This window comes from Amycolatopsis sp. NPDC004378, assembly GCF_053602455.1.
In genome coordinates, this window is the sequence record NZ_JBSGDR010000008.1 from 168,915 (window position 1) to 184,970 (window position 16,056).

Genomic DNA, 16,056 nt, shown 5'->3' on the forward strand with positions numbered 1-16,056 from the left:
TCAGGACTCCTGCGCCGTCAGCTGGCCGAGCAGGTCGATGGCCGCGTCCGCGAGCACCGTGCCGGGCCCGAAGATCGCGGCGGCGCCGGCCTCGCGCAGCGCCGGGTAGTCCTGCGGCGGGATGACGCCGCCGACCACGACCATGATGTCCTCGCGGCCCAGCTCGGCGAGCTCGTGGCGCAGCGCCGGCACCAGCGAAAGGTGCCCGGCGGCCAGCGACGAGACGCCGACGACGTGCACGTCCGCCTCGATCGCCTGCCGCGCGACCTCGGCCGGGGTGGAGAACAGCGGGCCGACGTCGACGTCGAAGCCGATGTCGGCGAAGCCCGTCGCGATCACCTTCTGGCCGCGGTCGTGCCCGTCCTGGCCCATCTTCGCGACCAGGATCCGGGGCCGGCGGCCCTCCTCCGCGGCGAACTCTTCGACGAGCTGACGCGCCTTCTCGACGTTCTGCGACTTACCCACCTCTTCGCGGTAGACGCCCGAAATCGTCCGGATCTGCCCGGAGTGCCGGCCCCAGAGCTTCTCGAGCGCGTCGGAGATCTCGCCGACGGTGGCCTTCGCCCGGGCCGCGCCGATGGCCAGCTCCAGGAGGTTTCCGCCGTTCCCGGCGCCCTCGGTCAGCCGCCGCAGCGCGTCCTCGGTCGCCTGGGAGTCGCGCTCGTCGCGCAGCCGCCGCAGCTTCTCCAGCTGCTGCGTCCGGACGCCCGCGTTGTCGACCTTGAGGACGTCGATCTCTTCGTCGTCGGTGACCTGGTACTTGTTGACGCCGATGACGGGCTGGCGGCCGGAGTCGATGCGGGCCTGCGTGCGTGCGGCGGCCTCTTCGATGCGCAGCTTGGGGATGCCCGCGTCGATCGCCTTGGCCATGCCGCCGGCCTGCTCGACCTCGCTGATGTGGCCCCACGCCTTGCGCGCGAGGTCGTAGGTCAGCTTCTCGACGAAGGCGCTGCCGCCCCACGGGTCGATCACGCGCGTGGTGCCGGACTCCTGCTGCAGCAGCAGCTGCGTGTTGCGCGCAATCCGCGCGGAGAAGTCGGTCGGCAGCGCCAACGCCTCGTCGAGCGCGTTCGTGTGCAGCGACTGCGTGTGCCCCTGGGTCGCGGCCATCGCCTCGACGCACGTCCGCACGACGTTGTTGTAGACGTCCTGCGCGGTCAGCGACCAGCCCGACGTCTGCGAATGCGTCCGCAGCGAAAGGGACTTGGAGTTTTCCGGCGAGAAGCCCTTCACCAGCTTCGCCCACAGGAGCCGTGCCGCGCGCAGCTTCGCGACCTCCATGAAGAAGTTCATGCCGATCGCCCAGAAGAACGACAGCCGCGGCGCGAACTTGTCGACGCTCAGCCCGGCGTCGACGCCCGAGCGGAGGTACTCGACGCCGTCGGCGAGCGTGTACGCCAGCTCCAGGTCGGCGGTCGCCCCGGCTTCCTGCATGTGGTAGCCGGAGATGGAGATCGAGTTGTACTTCGGCATGTGCTGCGAAGTGAAGGAGAAGATGTCGGAGATGATCCGCATCGACGGCTGCGGCGGGTAGATGTAGGTGTTGCGGACCATGAACTCCTTGAGGATGTCGTTCTGGATGGTCCCCGCGAGCTGCTCCGGTTTGACGCCCTGCTCCTCGGCCGCGACGACGTACAGCGCGAGCACCGGCAGCACCGCGCCGTTCATCGTCATCGACACCGACATCTTGTCCAGCGGAATCCCGTCGAAGAGCTGCCGCATGTCGTAGATCGAGTCGATCGCGACGCCCGCCATGCCGACGTCGCCGGAGACGCGCGGGTGGTCGGAGTCGTAGCCGCGGTGGGTGGCCAGGTCGAAGGCGACCGAAAGCCCTTTCTGCCCGGCGGCGAGGTTGCGGCGGTAGAAGGCGTTGGACTCCTCGGCCGTCGAGAACCCGGCGTACTGGCGGATGGTCCACGGCTGGTTGACGTACATCGTCGGGTACGGGCCGCGCAGGAACGGCGCGATGCCCGGGTACGTGCCCAGGAAGTCCACATCGGACAGGTCGTCCGCCGTGTAGACCGGCTTGACGCCGATGCCCTCGGGCGTCTCCCAGTCCAGGGCGTCCGGGCCCTTGCCGGTGGCTTCCTGGACCGCGCGAACCCAGGCGTCGCGGTCACCCGGCGACGGCGTGCCGAGGTCGAGGCCGGCGAAGTTCGGGATGCTCATCGGGTGACTCCCAGCTTGACGTGCAGGCCGTTCAGGACGTCGAGGGCATCGCAGCCGGCGAAGACGTTGGCGTCCACTCCGTCATAGGTACCCTTGCCCGCCACCAGCAAAAACTCGGCGCCGAGGGACGCGGCGACTTCGGCCGCCGAAGCGGCGTACGCGTCGTCCGTGCCGCAGAGACAGGCGATCTTCGCGCCGGACTCGCGGAACGCGCCCGGCAGGTCGTCGGTCGCGCCCGGGTTGACGGCTTCGATCCCGCCCGCCTGGAACAGGTTGGCCGCGAACCCGGCCCGCGCCGTGTGCGCGGCGACCGGGCCGAGCGTCGCGAGGAAGATCTTGGGCCGCTCACCGTGCGAAGCGAGGTACGCGTCCGAAGCGTCGCGAAGCGCCTCGAAGCCTTCGGCGTAGCGGTGCCGCGGCAGCCCGCCTTCCACAGTGGACTCGAGTGGCTCCCGGGTCACCGGCTTCTCGGCCAGGTTCGGGAACTCGCTGACGCCGGTGAGCGGGTCGCGGCGGGTGGCGATCCGCTTCGAGCGCTTCTCCCACGTCGAAGCGAGCCGCCCGGCCAGCGCGCCGGAAGAAAGCTCCTCGACCAGGCCACCCGCGGATTCGATGGCGGTGAACTCCGCCCAGGCCGCGTGCGCGAGGTCGTCGGTCAGCTTCTCGACGTACCAGGAGCCGCCCGCCGGGTCGGCCACGCCGGCCAGCTTGGACTCCTCCAGCAGCACGGCGTGGGTGTTGCGGGCGATCCGCGCGGCGAAGGCGTCGGGCTTGCCGATCGCGGCGTCGAACGGCAGCACCGTGACGGCGTCCGCGCCGCCGACGCCCGCGCCGAAGCAGGCGACCGTCGTGCGCAGCATGTTCACCCACGGGTCGCGGCGCGTCAGCATCGCCGGCGACGTCACGGCGTGCTGGCGCATCGGCGACGAGAAGCCGCACACCTCGGCGACGCGCGCCCAGAGGCGGCGGGCCGCGCGCAGCTTCGCGATGGTGGAGAACTGGTCGGCCGTCGCGGCGATCCGGAACTCGAGCTGCCCGGCCGCGGCCTCGACGTCGAGACCCGCGTCCGTCAGCGAACGCAGGTAGGCGACGCCGGCGGCGACCAGCGCGCCCAGCTCCTGCGCGTCCGACCCGCCGGCCTCGTGGAACGGCAAGCCGTCGGCGACGATCGTGCGCACCTTCGGGTACTTCGCGGCGACACGCGCGGCGAGCGCGGCGGCCGGTCCGAGGTCGGCGGGCGAGCCGGTGCGCGCCGCCAGCCCGATCGGGTCGGCGCCCAGCACGGCGGTGGCCTCGCTCGCCGGGATCTCGCGCTCGTCGAACAACTCGAACAACGCGGCGGCGGCTTCTTCGTACGAGGCGCCCGCGTCCAGGACGACCGGCGCCAGGTCGAGGTAGACCTCGTTGAGCGCGTCGGCCAGCGAAGCGGGCGGGACGGACAGCCAGATCGACGTCACGCCGCCTTCGAGGTCGGCGAGGATCGCCTTGTTGACCGCGCGCGCGTCCTCGCCGGTGAAGCGGGCGCGGACGTCCCAGCCGGTGCTGACCTGGCCGTCCGGGCGGGACCCGCGCACGAACGGCGGCAACCCCGGGAAGCCGGTTTCGCCCGGCACGTCTTCCGCCGTGTACAGCGGCTGGATCTCGATCCCGTCGTAGGTCCGCGTGACGAGCTTGCTCTCCGGGGCACCCGCGAAGTCCTCCGGCAGCTTGCCGCTCTTGCGCAGGACACCGGCGACGAGCTCCTGCCACTGCTCGCGCGTCGCCTGGGGGAACTCGGCCGCCAGGTCGAGTTCGGAGATCGGCGCTGACTCCGGACCGGCCACTTCAGTCATACCCAGTGATGGTAGAGGCACGGGCCGCGTCCGACCTGTGACTCTAGTCGCGCCCCTAAGCAGATAAGGGTCGGTCGCGTACGACACAATCAGGGGGTGCCCCCCTCCAGCGAAGAGACACGAGTGGTCGCCGGTCGTTACCGGCTGCGTTCGGTGCTCGGCTCCGGCTCGATGGGCACGGTGTGGTCGGCCTACGACGAGTTCCTGCACCGCCAGGTGGCCGTCAAGGAGATGAAGGTGCCGCCGGGCATCCCGGCGTCGCAGGCGGACGAGCTGCGGGAACGCACCCTGCGCGAAGCCCGCGCGATCGCCGTCCTCTCTCACCCGAACGTGATCATCCTGCACGACGTCGCCCGCGAGGACGACCAGCCGTTCGTGGTCATGGAACTGCTGCCTTCGCGCAGCCTCGCGCACATCCTGCGCGACCACGGGCCGCTGACCGTCGGCCAGGCGGCCGCCGTCGGCATCGCCGTGGCGTCCGCGCTGGAGGCCGCGCACGCCGCCGGGATCACCCACCGCGACGTCAAGCCCGGCAACGTCCTGGTCGCCAGCGACGGCCGGATCAAGCTGACCGACTTCGGCATCGCGCGCAACGTCTCCGAGGCGACCATGACCCGCACCGGGATCATGCTCGGCTCCCCCGCCTACATCGCGCCGGAGGTCGCCTCGGGCGGCGCCGTCACGCCGGCCGCGGACCTCTGGGGCCTGGGCGCGACGCTGTTCGCCGCGGTCGAGGGCGCGCCGCCGTACGACGCCGACGGCGACCCGCTGGAGACCGTCGGCAAGGTCGTCAACGGCAAGGTGCCCGCCCCCAAGGCCGGTCCGCTGGCCGACGTCATCGGCGCGCTGATGAAGAAGGAGCCCGGCGACCGGATCACCCTGCGCGACGTCCGCCACCGGCTCTACCCGCTGCAGACGAAGACGCCGCTCGACCTGTTCGGGCCCGAGCTGTTCCACACGCCGGACGGCAAGAAGACGTCCGCGCAGCCGGACGCGTCCGACACCCAGGTGATCAAGACCGTCCTGCCGGAGAAGCCGGAGAAGAAGGCCGAGGGGTCGAGCAGCGAGCTCGCCGCCGACCCCGGCCCGCTGCCGTTCCTGCGGCCGCCCGCCCCGGCACCCGCGTCCACCCCGGAGCCAGCAACGGTGTTCGTCCCGCAGCCGCGGCCCGGACGGCGCACCACCGCGGCGACCGTCGTGCTCATCGCCGTCGCCGTGCTGCTGTTCCTGGTGGCCGCGGGCGGCGGGTTCGCGCTGGCCAGGACGGTCGGCGGGCAGTCGCTCTTCCCCCCGGCCGCCGCGCCGGCGGGCACGCCGAACGAGCCGACCGAGGTGCCGGCGCCGAACCTGGTGTCCCAGACCGGCAACGGCAGCTACACCAACGGCGACGGCGGGCAGTTCACCCTCGACGTGCCGGAGGGCTGGCAGCGGTTCGTCGCCCCGCACAACACCAAGTTCGGGCTGAGCCTGGCCATCCAGTACGTCTCGCCGGACGGGCGCCGGTCGCTGCGGCTCGAGCGGCTGACGAAGTACTTCGCCCAGTTCGACAACGACGACGAGTACATCGCCTGGCTGAAGCAGTCCAACGCCGACAACGGGCTCGTGTTCTTCCCGACGCAGAAGATGCCGGACGGCAAGGGCACGTCGCTGACCTACCGCGTCACCGAGGGCGCCGCCCTGCCCCAGGGCGAGCAGACCGGCGGCGCCCGCGTGACGTTCGCGAACCTGATCGAGGCGGGCACCAGCCTGTGGGTCCTCTCGGTCACCGCGCCGGCCGTGCAGGAGACTGCGGCCAGGGAAGACGTCTTCGACCGCGTCGCGCCGACGCTGAAGGTCTCGGACTAGGGTGCCCGGTCCAGGATCTCGCGGGAGACGCGTTCCTGGGCGAGGTGCCGCAGGCCGGTGAAGATCCGGTCGCCCAGCACGGTGGCGACCAGGCCCGCCTCGATGATCTTGTCGAACGACGTCAACCCGGTCACGACCTCGACGTCGAGTTCCGCGACGCGCACCGCCAGCCCGAAGTACTCGTCGAGGCGGTCGGCGAACTTCTCGTGCCCGAGCTCCTTCGCCGTGGCCAAGGCGGCGACCAGGTTGCCGACCGTCCGGTTCTCGGGCTCGTGCCACTTCCAGCCGTGGCGCTCGGCGAAGTCCCGGAGCAGCGCGGTCGCCCACGCGGCGGCCTCTTCCGACACCTTCGGCGGGGTCCCGGCCAGCTCCTGCTGGACGACGCCCATCGTCTCGTGCGGGGTCTGGTCGCCGTCGATCGCCGCGAGGACCGCGCCGACCGAGGCCAGCGGCAGTCCGCCGACTTCGGTCAGGGCCTTGACCAGCCGCAGCCGCTGGACGTGCGCCGCGGAGTAGCGGGCCTGGTTGGGGCTGGTGCGCTCGCCCGCCGGGAGCAGGCCTTCGCGCAGGTAGTACTTGACGGTCGCGACCGGCACGCCCGACTCGGCGCTCAGTTCGGCCATCCGCATGCGCATCCGCTCCGATCCCAGGGTGGGACTCCGGGTCAACCCTGAAGACTTCTCAGTATGGATAGCTTAGCTTCCCATAACGGAGAGTTTGACTATCCGTTCTGGGAGGGACCATGACCATCCTCGCCGACGTCCGAAGCCGGACCCACGGGTGGCACCGGCCGTCCGCGGTCGCCGCCGCCACCTTGGGGGTGGTCGCGGTGCTGTGCGTCGCCGCGCTGCTCCTCGACCAGCGGACCCTCGAGGGCGCACCGATCTGGGCCAAGCCGTTCAAGTTCGCGGTGTCCGGCGCGCTCTACTTCGCCACCTGGAGCTGGCTCGTCTCGCTGCTGCCGCGGTTCCGGCGCACGGCGGGCCGGCTGACGAACTTCCTGGTGCTGATCTTCGGCGCCGAGTACTTCCTGCTCGTGGTCCAGGCCGTGCGCGGCCGGGCGAGCCACTTCAACGTCGCGACCCCGCTGGACGCCGCGATCTACGGCGTGATGGCCAAGATGATCATCGGGCTCTGGGTCGCGACGCTGGCGCTGACCGTGCTGGTGATGTTCACGAAGCTCGAAGACCGGGCGAGCTTCTGGGCCGTGCGCGCCGGCGCCGTGCTGTCGCTCGTCGGGATCTCGCTCGGCATCCTGATGACGAACCCGACCGCGCAGCAGCTCGCGCAGTGGCAGGCGGGCGGGCGGCCGGACATGGTCGGCGCGCACACGGTCGGGCTCCCCGACGGCGGCCCCGGCCTGCCGATCCTCGGCTGGAGCACGGTCGCCGGCGACCTGCGGATCCCGCACTTCGTCGGGATGCACGCGCTGCAGGCGCTGCCGTTGCTGGCCATCGCGCTGGCGGCCCTGGCCCCGCGCTTCGCCCGGCTGCGCGACGACGTCGTCCGCGCGCGGCTCGTCCTCGTCGGCGCGGCCGGGTACGCGGGCCTGACCGGGCTGGTGACGTGGCAGGCGCTGCGGGCGCAGCCGCTCGTGCACCCGGACGCGCTGACGCTGGGCGCGTTCGCCGTGCTCGTGGCGGGCGTCGGGCTCGGGTCCTGGGCCGCGGTGCGCGTCCGATGACCCTCTTCGGCCTCGCGTTCCCGCTGGCGGCGCCGTTCTGGGCGCTGATGATCCTGGCGCCGGAGTGGCGGTGGACCGCGCGCGTCATGCGGTCGCCGTGGGTACCGCTCCTGCCGCTCGTCTGCTACTTCGCGCTCGAACTGTCGCACTTCGGCGAGTGGGGCCGGGCGATGCTCTCGCCCGACCTCGGGGTGCTGCGGACCCTGCTGGCCACGCCGTGGGGCGCCGGGCTCGTCTGGGCGCACCTCATCGCGTTCGACCTGTTCGTCGCGCGGTGGATGTACTTCGAGGGGCGCGAGCGGGGCATCTCGCCGTGGGTCGTCAGCCCGATCCTGCTGCTGACGATCTTCCTCTCGCCGTTCGGGCTGGTGGTGTTCCTCGTGGTCCGGGCCGTCCGGATACGCTCCCTGGCATGACTGAACACGAGGCCGCGGCCGCCATCGCCAAGCGCACCGGCGTGGACGCGCACGACATCGCGGTGGTCCTGGGATCGGGCTGGCGCCCGGCGGCGGACGTCATCGGGGAGTGCGAGACGGAGATCCCGTTCGCCGAACTGCCCGGCTTCACCACGCCCGGCGCGGTGGGCCACGGCGGCACCATCCGCTCGCTGAAGATCGACGGCAAGAACGTCCTGGTCATGCTGGGGCGGACGCACTTCTACGAGGGCAAGGGCATCGACCCGGTCGTGCACAACGTGCGCACGGCCGCGGCGGCGGGCGTCCGGACGGTGCTGCTGACCAACGCGGCGGGCGGGCTGCGCGAAGGGTTCCGCGTCGGGCAGCCGGTGCTGATCTCCGACCACCTGAACCTGACGGCGCGTTCCCCGATCGTCGGGGCGAACTTCGTCGACCTGACCGACCTGTACTCGGCGCGGCTGCGCGGCATCGCCCGCGAGATCGACCCGTCGCTGGAGGAAGGCGTCTACGCGGGCCTGACCGGGCCGCACTTCGAGACGCCGGCGGAGATCCGGATGCTGCGCACGCTGGGCGCGGACCTGGTCGGCATGTCGACGGTCCTGGAGGCGATCGCGGCCCGCGCGGCCGGCGTCGAGGTGTTCGGCCTGTCCCTGGTCACGAACCTGGCCGCGGGCATGACCGGCGAGCCGCTGAACCACGAAGAGGTCCTGGAAGCCGGCCGCGCCGCGGCCACGAAGATGGGCTCCCTGCTGCGGGAGCTGGTCTCCCGCGCCTGACCGGAATGGCGGCACTTCCCGGGGAAGTGCCGCCATCGGCTCAGGCGAAGCCGGGGAGCTGGGCGGCGACGTCGGCCGGGGAGGGCATGGCCGCGACTTCCGCCGCCAGGGTGCGGGTCGCGTCGGCGACCGCGGTGTCCGTGAGCAACGTGCGGGCCCGGGAGGCCACGGCTTCGGCCGTGACCTCGGCGGCGAGCAGGCGCGCGCCGACGCCGGCCGCGACGACCGCGTCCGCGTTGCTGAACTGGTCCGCGCCCTGCGGGAGCAGCAGCTGCGGCCGGCCCGCGCCGAACGCGCCGAGCGTCGTGCCGCTGCCGCCGTGGTGGACCACCAGGTCGACGTGCGGCAGCAGCTCCGACTGCGGGACCCACGCTTCGAGCCGGACGTTCGACGGCACCTCGCCGAGCGCCGCCGGGTCGACTGTCGGGCCCGTCGCGACCAGGACGTCGACGTCCAACCCGGACAGACCTTCGATCGCCGCGCCGAGGACGCCCGCGTGACCCATCGCCGTGCCGAGCGTCAGGTAGACCAGTGGCCGCGAGCGGTCCAGCACGCCCGCGGGCAGCTCGCCCGGCTCGCTCCAGCCGACCGGCCGCAGCGGGACGCGCTTCGTGCGGGCCAGGAAACCCGGCTCCTGCACCGATTCCGGGCAGATGTCGACGAACGGGCCGCCGAACGCGAGGTCTTCGCCGACGGTGATGCCCAGTTCCGCGGCGTGGGCGCGGATCGCGTCGCGGATCTGCACGACCATCGGGTCGTCGGCCGACACCCGGCCGAACCCGTGCGCCACCACCGGGATCCCGGCCTTCATCGCGGCGAACGCGCCGCCCGAGTTGCCCGACTCGCTCACCACCAGGTCCGGCCGGACCTGCTCGAACAGCGGCAGCAGGTCGGCGACGAACCGGCCCGGCATCAGCTCGCCGAACACCTTCGCGACGATCGGGCCGAGCACCTCCGGCGGGATTTCGCCCGGCGGGCGCCGCGGGCCGGCCGGGCCGGCTCCGGCGAACGCCTGGCCGAACGCGTCCCTGATGGCGAGCCCGGCCGCGGCCGTCTCGAGCCCGGCTTTGGTCAGCTGTGGCAGGAAATCTTCGGACGTGGCGAAGACGACGTCGTGGCCCGCGTCGCGCGCGGCGACCGCCAGCGGGACGAGCGGGAACGTGTGACCGTAGGACCCCAGTGAGGTGAAGAGCAAGCGCACTCCCCCGACCCTAGCCCGTAGGCTGGCGCGGTGACTGTGACCTCCACCCTGCGTGACGCCGCGTTCCGCTGGATCGCCGACGACCCCGACGACGACGCCCGCGCCGAGCTGCAGGACGTCCTCGCCCGGGCGATGGGCGGCGACGCCGCGGCCGGCGACGAGCTGGCGGACCGGATGGCCGGGCCGCTCGAGTTCGGCACCGCGGGGCTGCGCGGGCCGGTGCGCGCCGGGCCGAACGGGATGAACGTCGCCGTCGTCACCCGGACGACGGCCGGGGTCGCCCAGTGGCTGAAGGCGCACGGGCACGCGGGCGCGCTGGTCGTCGTCGGCCGCGACGCGCGGCACGGCTCGGAAGCCTTCGCGACCGCGGCCGCCGAGGTGCTGTCCGCGGCCGGCTTCGACGTCAAGGTGTTCCCCAAGCCGTTGCCGACGCCGGTGCTCGCGTTCGCCGTCGGCCGGCTCGGCGCGGTGGCGGGCATCCAGATCACCGCGTCGCACAACCCGCCGGCGGACAACGGGTACAAGCTCTACGACGCGACCGGCGGGCAGATCGTGCCGCCGTCCGACGGCGAGATCGAGCGGGCCATCGAGGCCGCGCCCGCCGCGGTGAGCGTGCCGCGGGCGCCGGGTGCCCAGGTCGTCGACCTGCTGGACGCCTACCTCGAAGAGGTGGCGGCGCTGCCGATGGGCGCGGACCGCGTGGTGCGGGTGGCCGCGACGGCGCTGCACGGCGTCGGCGCCGACACGCTGCACGCGGCGTTCGAGCGGGCCGGGTTCACCGACCTGCGCCTGGTGGCCGACCAGGCGTCACCGGACCCGGACTTCCCGACGGTGTCGTTCCCGAACCCGGAGGAACCGGGCGCGACGGACCTGCTGCTCGCACTGGCGTCCGATGTGGACGCCGACCTGGCGATCGCCCTCGACCCGGACGCCGACCGGTGCGCGCTCGGCGTCCGCGAGCGCGACGGTTCCTGGCGGATGCTGCGCGGCGACGAGACGGGCGTGCTGCTCGGCTCGTACTTGCTGTCCACAGTGGACCGCACGGTCCTGCCGGACCCGCTGGTCGCGACGACCATCGTCTCGTCGTCGATGCTCGGCGAGATCGCGAAAGCCGAGGGTGCCCGCTACGCCGAGACGCTGACCGGGTTCAAGTGGCTGGTCCGCGCCGGCGAAGGGCTCGTGTTCGCCTACGAAGAAGCGCTCGGCCTGTGCGTCAACCCGGGCTTCGTGCGGGACAAGGACGGCATCGCCGCCGCGACGCTGGCCGCCGGGTACGCCGCGCGACTGAAGGCCGAGGGCCGCACGCCGCTGGACGTCCTCGACGACCTGGCGCGACGGTACGGCGTCCACCTGACCGACCAGGTTTCGCTGCGCGTCACGGACCTCGCCGTCCGCGGGCAGCTGATGGCGAAGGTGCGGGCGACGCCGCCGGCCGAGCTGGGCGGGGTCGCGGTGACGCTCGAAGACCTGCTGCCGGACGCGGACGTGCTGCGCCTGACCGGCGAAGGCGTCCGCGTCGTCGTGCGCCCGTCCGGGACCGAGCCGAAACTGAAGGCGTACCTGCAGGTCGTGACGCCGGTGACGGGCTCGTTGGCGGACGCGCGGGCCGCGGCGCAGGAACGGCTGACGGCGCTGCGCCGGACCGTCGAGGAGCTGCTCGCCTGATGCCGAGGCTGCTGATCGTCCACCACACGCCGTCGCCGTCGACGCAGGCGTTGTTCGAGGCGGTGCTGGCCGGGGCGGCGCACCCGGACATCGAGGACGTGGAGGTCGTGCGCCGGCCGGCGCTGGCGGCGACCGTGCCCGACGTCCTCGAGGCGGACGGCTACCTGCTGGGCACCCCGGCGAACCTGGGCAGCATGAGCGGCGCGCTGAAGCACTTCTTCGACACGGTCTACTACCCGTGCCTGGACGCGACGCGCGGCCGTCCGTTCGGCTACTGGATCCACGGCAACAGCGACACGTCCGGGACCGAGCGCCAGCTGCTGGCCATCACGACGGGACTGGGCTGGGCGAAGGCGGCGGACCCGGTGATCACGACGGGCGATCCGGACAAGAAGACCCTCGACGCCTGCACCGAACTCGGCGGCACGCTCGCCGCGACGGTGATGGCCTGACGGAGACATTCAAACGGAGACATTCAAGAAGATTAGGGGGCCTGTCACCGGAAGCCCTGGGGGTCGACCTCCGGCAACAGGCCGTTGGCCAAGGGATCGCCGCGAGGGCGTTCAACCTTGGCTCCCGAAGCGTACTACAGACGGCCGATCATGACGAGTCGGCGGACACGACGGCCTCTCGTCTTGCGGTTCCGTACACCCCCAGGGTACGGAGAGCAAGACGAGAGGCGCGCCAACTGTAAACCACTGCATACGATAGCTGTCAACATGTGCGTACAGTGGTTTCCCGGCTAGAATTTTCACGGCGGAAACCTAGGGGGCGGAGATGGCACGGGAACGCACCTTCGCGGAGCGCCTCAGCGCCCTGATCGAGGCGGCTCGGGTGGACGGCCGCGCGCCGCACAGCTACCGGGAGATCTCGGCGGCCGTCGAGCGGGCCGGCGGGCCGGCGATGTCGCCCGCCTACCTGCAGCAGCTGGCCACGGGCAAGCGCGTCAACCCGAAGATCCACTACGTTGAGGCGCTGGCGAAGCTGTTCGGCGTGCCCGTGACGTACTTCTTCGACGAAGAGGCGGCCGCACCCCCGGCCGGGGAAGCGCAGCTGATGGCGATGCGGGCACAGGAGCTTTCGCCGCAGGGGCGAAGGCAGGTCATGGACCTGCTGGATCTGGTGGAGCGCTACGAACGGGCCGAACGCGAGGGCCGGAACCCGGAGGACGCCGCGCGATGAAGGAACGGGAGCTGCGCCGCCGCTGCCGCAAGCTGCTCAAGCAGCTCGACATCGGCCCGCCGCTCGACGTCGAAGTCCTGTGCGCGCGGCTCGGGGAGCAGCGCGGGAAGCCGATCCGCCTGATGGCCTACCCGCTCGAGGTGCCGGGCCCGTTCGGCTGCTGGATCGCGACGTCGGCGGCCGACTACATCTTCTACCAGGCCGAAACGACGAAGTCCCACCAGGACCACATCATCCTGCACGAGCTCGGCCACATGCTGGCCGACCACCACCCGCACGGCGACGCCGAGCCGGCGGACTTCCTGCGCGGCCCGGTTCCGGATCTTGACCCGGATGCCGTACACCGCGCGCTGCGCCGGTCGTCCTACGATGACGCGCACGAGTGGGAAGCCGAGACCGTCGCGACCATCATCCTCGAGTGGGCGTCGGTCCTGAACTACACGATCCCGCGGCGCGCTGCGGACCGGGATCTCCGCCGGATCCAGGGGGCGCTCGGCGATCACCAAGGGTGGTTGTGAGCACACTTTTCAGCCCCGTGAACATTGTCGCGCTGGTGCTGTTCGCCGCCGCGCTCGCGTGGCGGATCTACCAGGTGCAACGTGCGCCGACGGTGCCGAACTGGGCGGTGACGGCGTGCGTCGCCGGGTTCGCCGCGGCGTTCCTGCTGCAGCAGCCGGTGGTGTCCGACGAGGTCGACGCGGTCCTCGGTCTCGGTGCCGCGCGCGTGGCCAACAACGCGCTGCTGGCGTGCGGCGTGTGCGCGCTGGTCATCTTCTTCCTCGGCTCGGCGCTCGGCCCGCGGCGCTACCGCCGGGTGGCGGTGGAGCTGGTGCCGCTGGCCGCGGCGATCGCGCTGATGATCGTCGCGATGGCCCTGACCCCGCCGCAGCTGCGCGGGCTCCCGCTCGGGCCGTCGACGATCCACGACTCCGGGATCGCCGTGTTCTACCTCGGCGCCGGCCTGTACCTGATCTACGGCCTCATCGCCTGCACCGCCTGGATCGTGCGCTACCAGCGGGTGGCCGACCGGCACCTGCGGATCGGCCTGCGGCTCAGCGCGGCCGGCATGGCCTGCGCGGCGATCGGCAGCATCTTCCGCGCGCTGTACATCGTGGTGGCGTGGGCGTTCGGGCCGGTCGTCAAGGTCCTGCTGCTGCTCGGGGTGCCGTTCGTGATCATCGGCGGGATGCTGTTCCTGCTCGGCGTCACCTACCCCGGCGTCCGGGCGCGCGTTGCGGCGCTGCGACGCCGGCGTCAGCACCGCCGGGAGCACCAGGCGCTGGGTCCCTTGTGGACGGTCCTGGTCCAGGCCTTCCCCAGCATCGTGCTGCGGACGCCGCCGCGCCGCCGGAGCGAACGGCTTTCGCCGCGCAGCATCCACCGCGTCCACTACCGCCGGGTGATCGAGATCCGGGACGGCCTGGTGCAGCTTTCGCCCTACCTGGACGCGGACTTCGGCGAGGTCGTCGCGACCGACCCCGGCGCCGCGGCGGCCGCGTTGAAGACGGCGCTGGAGCGGCACGCGGCCGGCGAGGAGAGCGACGGCCACGCCAAGCAGATCCTGCCCGCGCCGGCGGACGACATCGAATCCGACGTCCGGCCGCTGCTCGCGCTGTCGGCCGCACTGGAGAACGGGGCGTGACGTGGACATCCTGATCACCGCCGGCCGGGTGCTGCCCCGGCCGTCGGCGCCGGTGGAAGACGGCGCCGTGCTGGTCCGCGACGACGTGATCGTGGCGGCCGGCCCGCGCGCGGACGTCGTCGCGCAGGCGTCACCGGACGCCGAGCGGCACGACTTCCCCACCGCCACCGTGCTGGCCGGGCTGTTCAACGTCCACGTGCACCTGGCTTTCGACGCGTCCCGGGAGATGCTGGCGCACTTCTCGGCCGGCACGTCGGTGGATGACGCGCGCTCGCGGCTGTCTTCGATGCTGCGCAGCGGGGTCACGACGGTGCGGGACCTCGGCGACCGCGGGCACCTCGGTGCGGCGGTCCGCCAGTCGTTCGACGGCGAGGCCGCGCCGCGGCTGCTCGTGTCGGGGCCGCCGATCACGGTGCCGGACGGGCACTGCCACTTCTTCGGCGGGGCGGTCGCTTCCGACGACGAGATCCGCGCGCTGGTCGACGCCAACGCCGAGGCGGGCGCGGACGTGATCAAGGTGATGGCCAGCGGCGGCCAGATCACCGAGGGCGGCGCGGACATGTGGGAGTCGCAGTTCTCCGAGCGCGAGCTTTCGGTGGTGGTCTCCCACGCGGCTTCGTACGGGCTCCCGGTGGCCGCGCACGCGCACGGCGCGGACGCGATCGAGGCGGCGGTTTCGGCCGGGGTGTCGACGATCGAGCACTGCAGCTTCCTGACCGGGCCGCGCTCGTTCGACCGCCGCGACGCCGTGGCCGCGCGCATGGCGGCGTCGGGGATCTCGGCGTGCTCGACGAGCAGCCGCAACTGGCGGGTGATCGTCGAGAAGCTGGGTGACGACGCGGCGCAGGCGATGTACGGGCGGCTCCCGTGGCTGGAGGAACACGGCGTCCGGCTGCTGTCGGGGACGGACGCGGGCCTGCCGGGCTCGGTGTTCGACGACCCGGTGGGCGCGCTGGAGCTGTACGAGTGGCTGGGCTTCCCGCGGCGGCGGATCCTCGAGATCGCCACCTGCGACTCCGCGGCGGGGCTGGGCCTCGCCGACGTGACCGGGCGGCTCGAAGCGGGCCTCGCCGCGGACGTGCTCGTCGTCGAGGGCGATCCGCTGGCGTCGCTGTCCGCGCTCCGGAACCCGCTCTTGGTGCTGGCCCGCGGCCGGGCGGCCTAGGTCCCCGATCGGGGAACGGCTGATTTGGTGACAGCGTTTTAAAACAGTGTTACTGTTGCGCTCACCCACCTCGAAGGAGTCCCCCGATGCACGGACCGACCCAGCTGTTCACGGTGATCGCCCTGGTCTCGCTGCCGACCGTGATGTACGGCGGCTACGCGCTGATGGGCGTGCTGCGCGAGAAGAAGCTCACCGAACACCAGCGCGCGATGTTCCGCGCCGGCCACGCGCACGCCGGCGTCCTGCTGATCCTCGCCCTGGTCGCGCTGCAGATCCTGAGCCGGACGACCTTCTCCGGCAGCACGCTGTGGATCGCCTGCTTCCTGCTGCTCTTCGGGATCCTCGCCCAGTCCGGCGGGTTCTTCCTGCACCTGGTCCCGGGCCGGGGCAAGCTCGGCGGGCGCGTCACGTCAGCCGGCGCGGTGCTCCTCGGCGCCGCCACGCTGCTCACGGCCTACGGGGTCGCCTTCGCCTGAGCG

15 protein-coding genes are annotated in these 16,056 nt (G+C 72.2%); 11 read left to right on the forward strand and 4 right to left on the reverse strand.

Features of this window, described 5'->3' with window-relative positions; all coding sequences use genetic code 11:
* A complete protein-coding gene (scpA, locus tag ACWEN0_RS24305; protein WP_451977617.1) occupies window positions 1–2,169 on the reverse strand; it encodes a methylmalonyl-CoA mutase in 2,169 nt (722 codons plus the stop codon).
* Window positions 2,166–4,001 carry a methylmalonyl-CoA mutase family protein gene (locus ACWEN0_RS24310; RefSeq protein WP_451977620.1) on the reverse strand — a complete coding sequence of 612 codons (1,836 nt, stop codon included), beginning with the start codon at window positions 3,999–4,001 and terminating at the stop codon, window positions 2,166–2,168. Before ACWEN0_RS24310 ends, scpA begins: the two co-directional genes overlap by 4 nt.
* Before the next feature lie 123 nt (window positions 4,002–4,124).
* On the opposite strand from ACWEN0_RS24310, the gene ACWEN0_RS24315 reads away from it, so the two are divergent.
* Window positions 4,125–5,846: a serine/threonine-protein kinase gene (locus tag ACWEN0_RS24315; RefSeq protein WP_451978158.1), complete on the forward strand. Its 1,722-nt coding sequence runs from the start codon at window positions 4,125–4,127 to the stop codon at window positions 5,844–5,846.
* Here ACWEN0_RS24315 and ACWEN0_RS24320 read toward each other — a convergent pair.
* Window positions 5,843–6,475 carry a MerR family transcriptional regulator gene (locus ACWEN0_RS24320; protein ID WP_451978161.1) on the reverse strand — a complete coding sequence of 211 codons (633 nt, stop codon included), beginning with the start codon at window positions 6,473–6,475 and terminating at the stop codon, window positions 5,843–5,845. The two genes, ACWEN0_RS24315 and ACWEN0_RS24320, sit on opposite strands and share 4 nt — an antisense overlap.
* A gap of 113 nt (window positions 6,476–6,588) precedes the next feature.
* On the opposite strand from ACWEN0_RS24320, the gene ACWEN0_RS24325 reads away from it, so the two are divergent.
* Genes ACWEN0_RS24325 through ACWEN0_RS24335 form a run of 3 tightly spaced genes read left to right on the forward strand, consistent with a single transcriptional unit; the run spans window position 6,589 to window position 8,722 of the window.
* Window positions 6,589–7,530, forward strand: coding sequence for a hypothetical protein (locus ACWEN0_RS24325; protein WP_451977623.1), 942 nt, complete (start codon window positions 6,589–6,591; stop codon window positions 7,528–7,530).
* Window positions 7,527–7,946: an ABA4-like family protein gene (locus tag ACWEN0_RS24330; RefSeq protein WP_451977626.1), complete on the forward strand. Its 420-nt coding sequence runs from the start codon at window positions 7,527–7,529 to the stop codon at window positions 7,944–7,946. Before ACWEN0_RS24325 ends, ACWEN0_RS24330 begins: the two co-directional genes overlap by 4 nt.
* Window positions 7,943–8,722 carry a purine-nucleoside phosphorylase gene (locus tag ACWEN0_RS24335; RefSeq protein ID WP_451977629.1) on the forward strand — a complete coding sequence of 260 codons (780 nt, stop codon included), beginning with the start codon at window positions 7,943–7,945 and terminating at the stop codon, window positions 8,720–8,722. Before ACWEN0_RS24330 ends, ACWEN0_RS24335 begins: the two co-directional genes overlap by 4 nt.
* 40 nt (window positions 8,723–8,762) lie before the next feature.
* Here ACWEN0_RS24335 and ACWEN0_RS24340 read toward each other — a convergent pair whose 3' ends face one another.
* On the reverse strand, window positions 8,763–9,923 hold the full coding sequence (locus tag ACWEN0_RS24340; RefSeq protein ID WP_451977632.1) for a glycosyltransferase: 1,161 nt from the start codon (window positions 9,921–9,923) through the stop codon (window positions 8,763–8,765).
* A gap of 30 nt (window positions 9,924–9,953) precedes the next feature.
* Between ACWEN0_RS24340 and ACWEN0_RS24345 the strand changes: the two genes are divergently transcribed.
* The 7 genes from ACWEN0_RS24345 (at window position 9,954) to ACWEN0_RS24375 (ending at window position 16,053) form a co-directional block, all read left to right on the forward strand.
* A complete protein-coding gene (locus tag ACWEN0_RS24345; protein WP_451977635.1) occupies window positions 9,954–11,588 on the forward strand; it encodes a phospho-sugar mutase in 1,635 nt (544 codons plus the stop codon).
* Complete coding sequence (locus tag ACWEN0_RS24350; protein ID WP_451977637.1) at window positions 11,588–12,040, forward strand: flavodoxin family protein; 453 nt, start codon at window positions 11,588–11,590, stop codon at window positions 12,038–12,040. The genes ACWEN0_RS24345 and ACWEN0_RS24350 overlap by 1 nt, the downstream gene beginning before the upstream one ends.
* Before the next feature lie 325 nt (window positions 12,041–12,365).
* Entirely contained in the window at window positions 12,366–12,770 is a 405-nt protein-coding gene (locus tag ACWEN0_RS24355; protein ID WP_451977640.1) for an XRE family transcriptional regulator, read from the forward strand.
* Window positions 12,767–13,288 (forward strand): hypothetical protein, encoded by a 522-nt coding sequence (locus tag ACWEN0_RS24360; protein ID WP_451977643.1) that lies wholly within the window; start codon window positions 12,767–12,769, stop codon window positions 13,286–13,288. Before ACWEN0_RS24355 ends, ACWEN0_RS24360 begins: the two co-directional genes overlap by 4 nt.
* Window positions 13,285–14,412, forward strand: a complete 1,128-nt coding sequence (locus tag ACWEN0_RS24365; protein ID WP_451977646.1) for an MAB_1171c family putative transporter — start codon at window positions 13,285–13,287, stop codon at window positions 14,410–14,412. Before ACWEN0_RS24360 ends, ACWEN0_RS24365 begins: the two co-directional genes overlap by 4 nt.
* A gap of 1 nt (window position 14,413) precedes the next feature.
* Window positions 14,414–15,577, forward strand: coding sequence for an amidohydrolase family protein (locus ACWEN0_RS24370; protein ID WP_451977649.1), 1,164 nt, complete (start codon window positions 14,414–14,416; stop codon window positions 15,575–15,577).
* 86 nt (window positions 15,578–15,663) lie between these two features.
* Window positions 15,664–16,053, forward strand: a complete 390-nt coding sequence (locus ACWEN0_RS24375) for a hypothetical protein (RefSeq protein WP_451977652.1) — start codon at window positions 15,664–15,666, stop codon at window positions 16,051–16,053.
* The last annotated feature ends 3 nt before the right edge of the window (window positions 16,054–16,056 follow it).

What these genes read in the sequence shown, in the direction of transcription:
- ACWEN0_RS24325 (WP_451977623.1), top strand. Translation starts at nt 6,589, where the DNA reads ATGACCATCCTCGCCGACGTCCGAAGCCGGACCCACGGGTGGCACCGG.
- scpA (WP_451977617.1), bottom strand. Translation starts at nt 2,169, where the DNA reads ATGAGCATCCCGAACTTCGCCGGCCTCGACCTCGGCACGCCGTCGCCG.
- ACWEN0_RS24350 (WP_451977637.1), top strand. Translation starts at nt 11,588, where the DNA reads ATGCCGAGGCTGCTGATCGTCCACCACACGCCGTCGCCGTCGACGCAG.
- ACWEN0_RS24335 (WP_451977629.1), top strand. Translation starts at nt 7,943, where the DNA reads ATGACTGAACACGAGGCCGCGGCCGCCATCGCCAAGCGCACCGGCGTG.
- ACWEN0_RS24360 (WP_451977643.1), top strand. Translation starts at nt 12,767, where the DNA reads ATGAAGGAACGGGAGCTGCGCCGCCGCTGCCGCAAGCTGCTCAAGCAG.
- ACWEN0_RS24320 (WP_451978161.1), bottom strand. Translation starts at nt 6,475, where the DNA reads ATGCGGATGGCCGAACTGAGCGCCGAGTCGGGCGTGCCGGTCGCGACC.
- ACWEN0_RS24330 (WP_451977626.1), top strand. Translation starts at nt 7,527, where the DNA reads ATGACCCTCTTCGGCCTCGCGTTCCCGCTGGCGGCGCCGTTCTGGGCG.
- ACWEN0_RS24375 (WP_451977652.1), top strand. Translation starts at nt 15,664, where the DNA reads ATGCACGGACCGACCCAGCTGTTCACGGTGATCGCCCTGGTCTCGCTG.
- ACWEN0_RS24355 (WP_451977640.1), top strand. Translation starts at nt 12,366, where the DNA reads ATGGCACGGGAACGCACCTTCGCGGAGCGCCTCAGCGCCCTGATCGAG.
- ACWEN0_RS24310 (WP_451977620.1), bottom strand. Translation starts at nt 4,001, where the DNA reads ATGACTGAAGTGGCCGGTCCGGAGTCAGCGCCGATCTCCGAACTCGAC.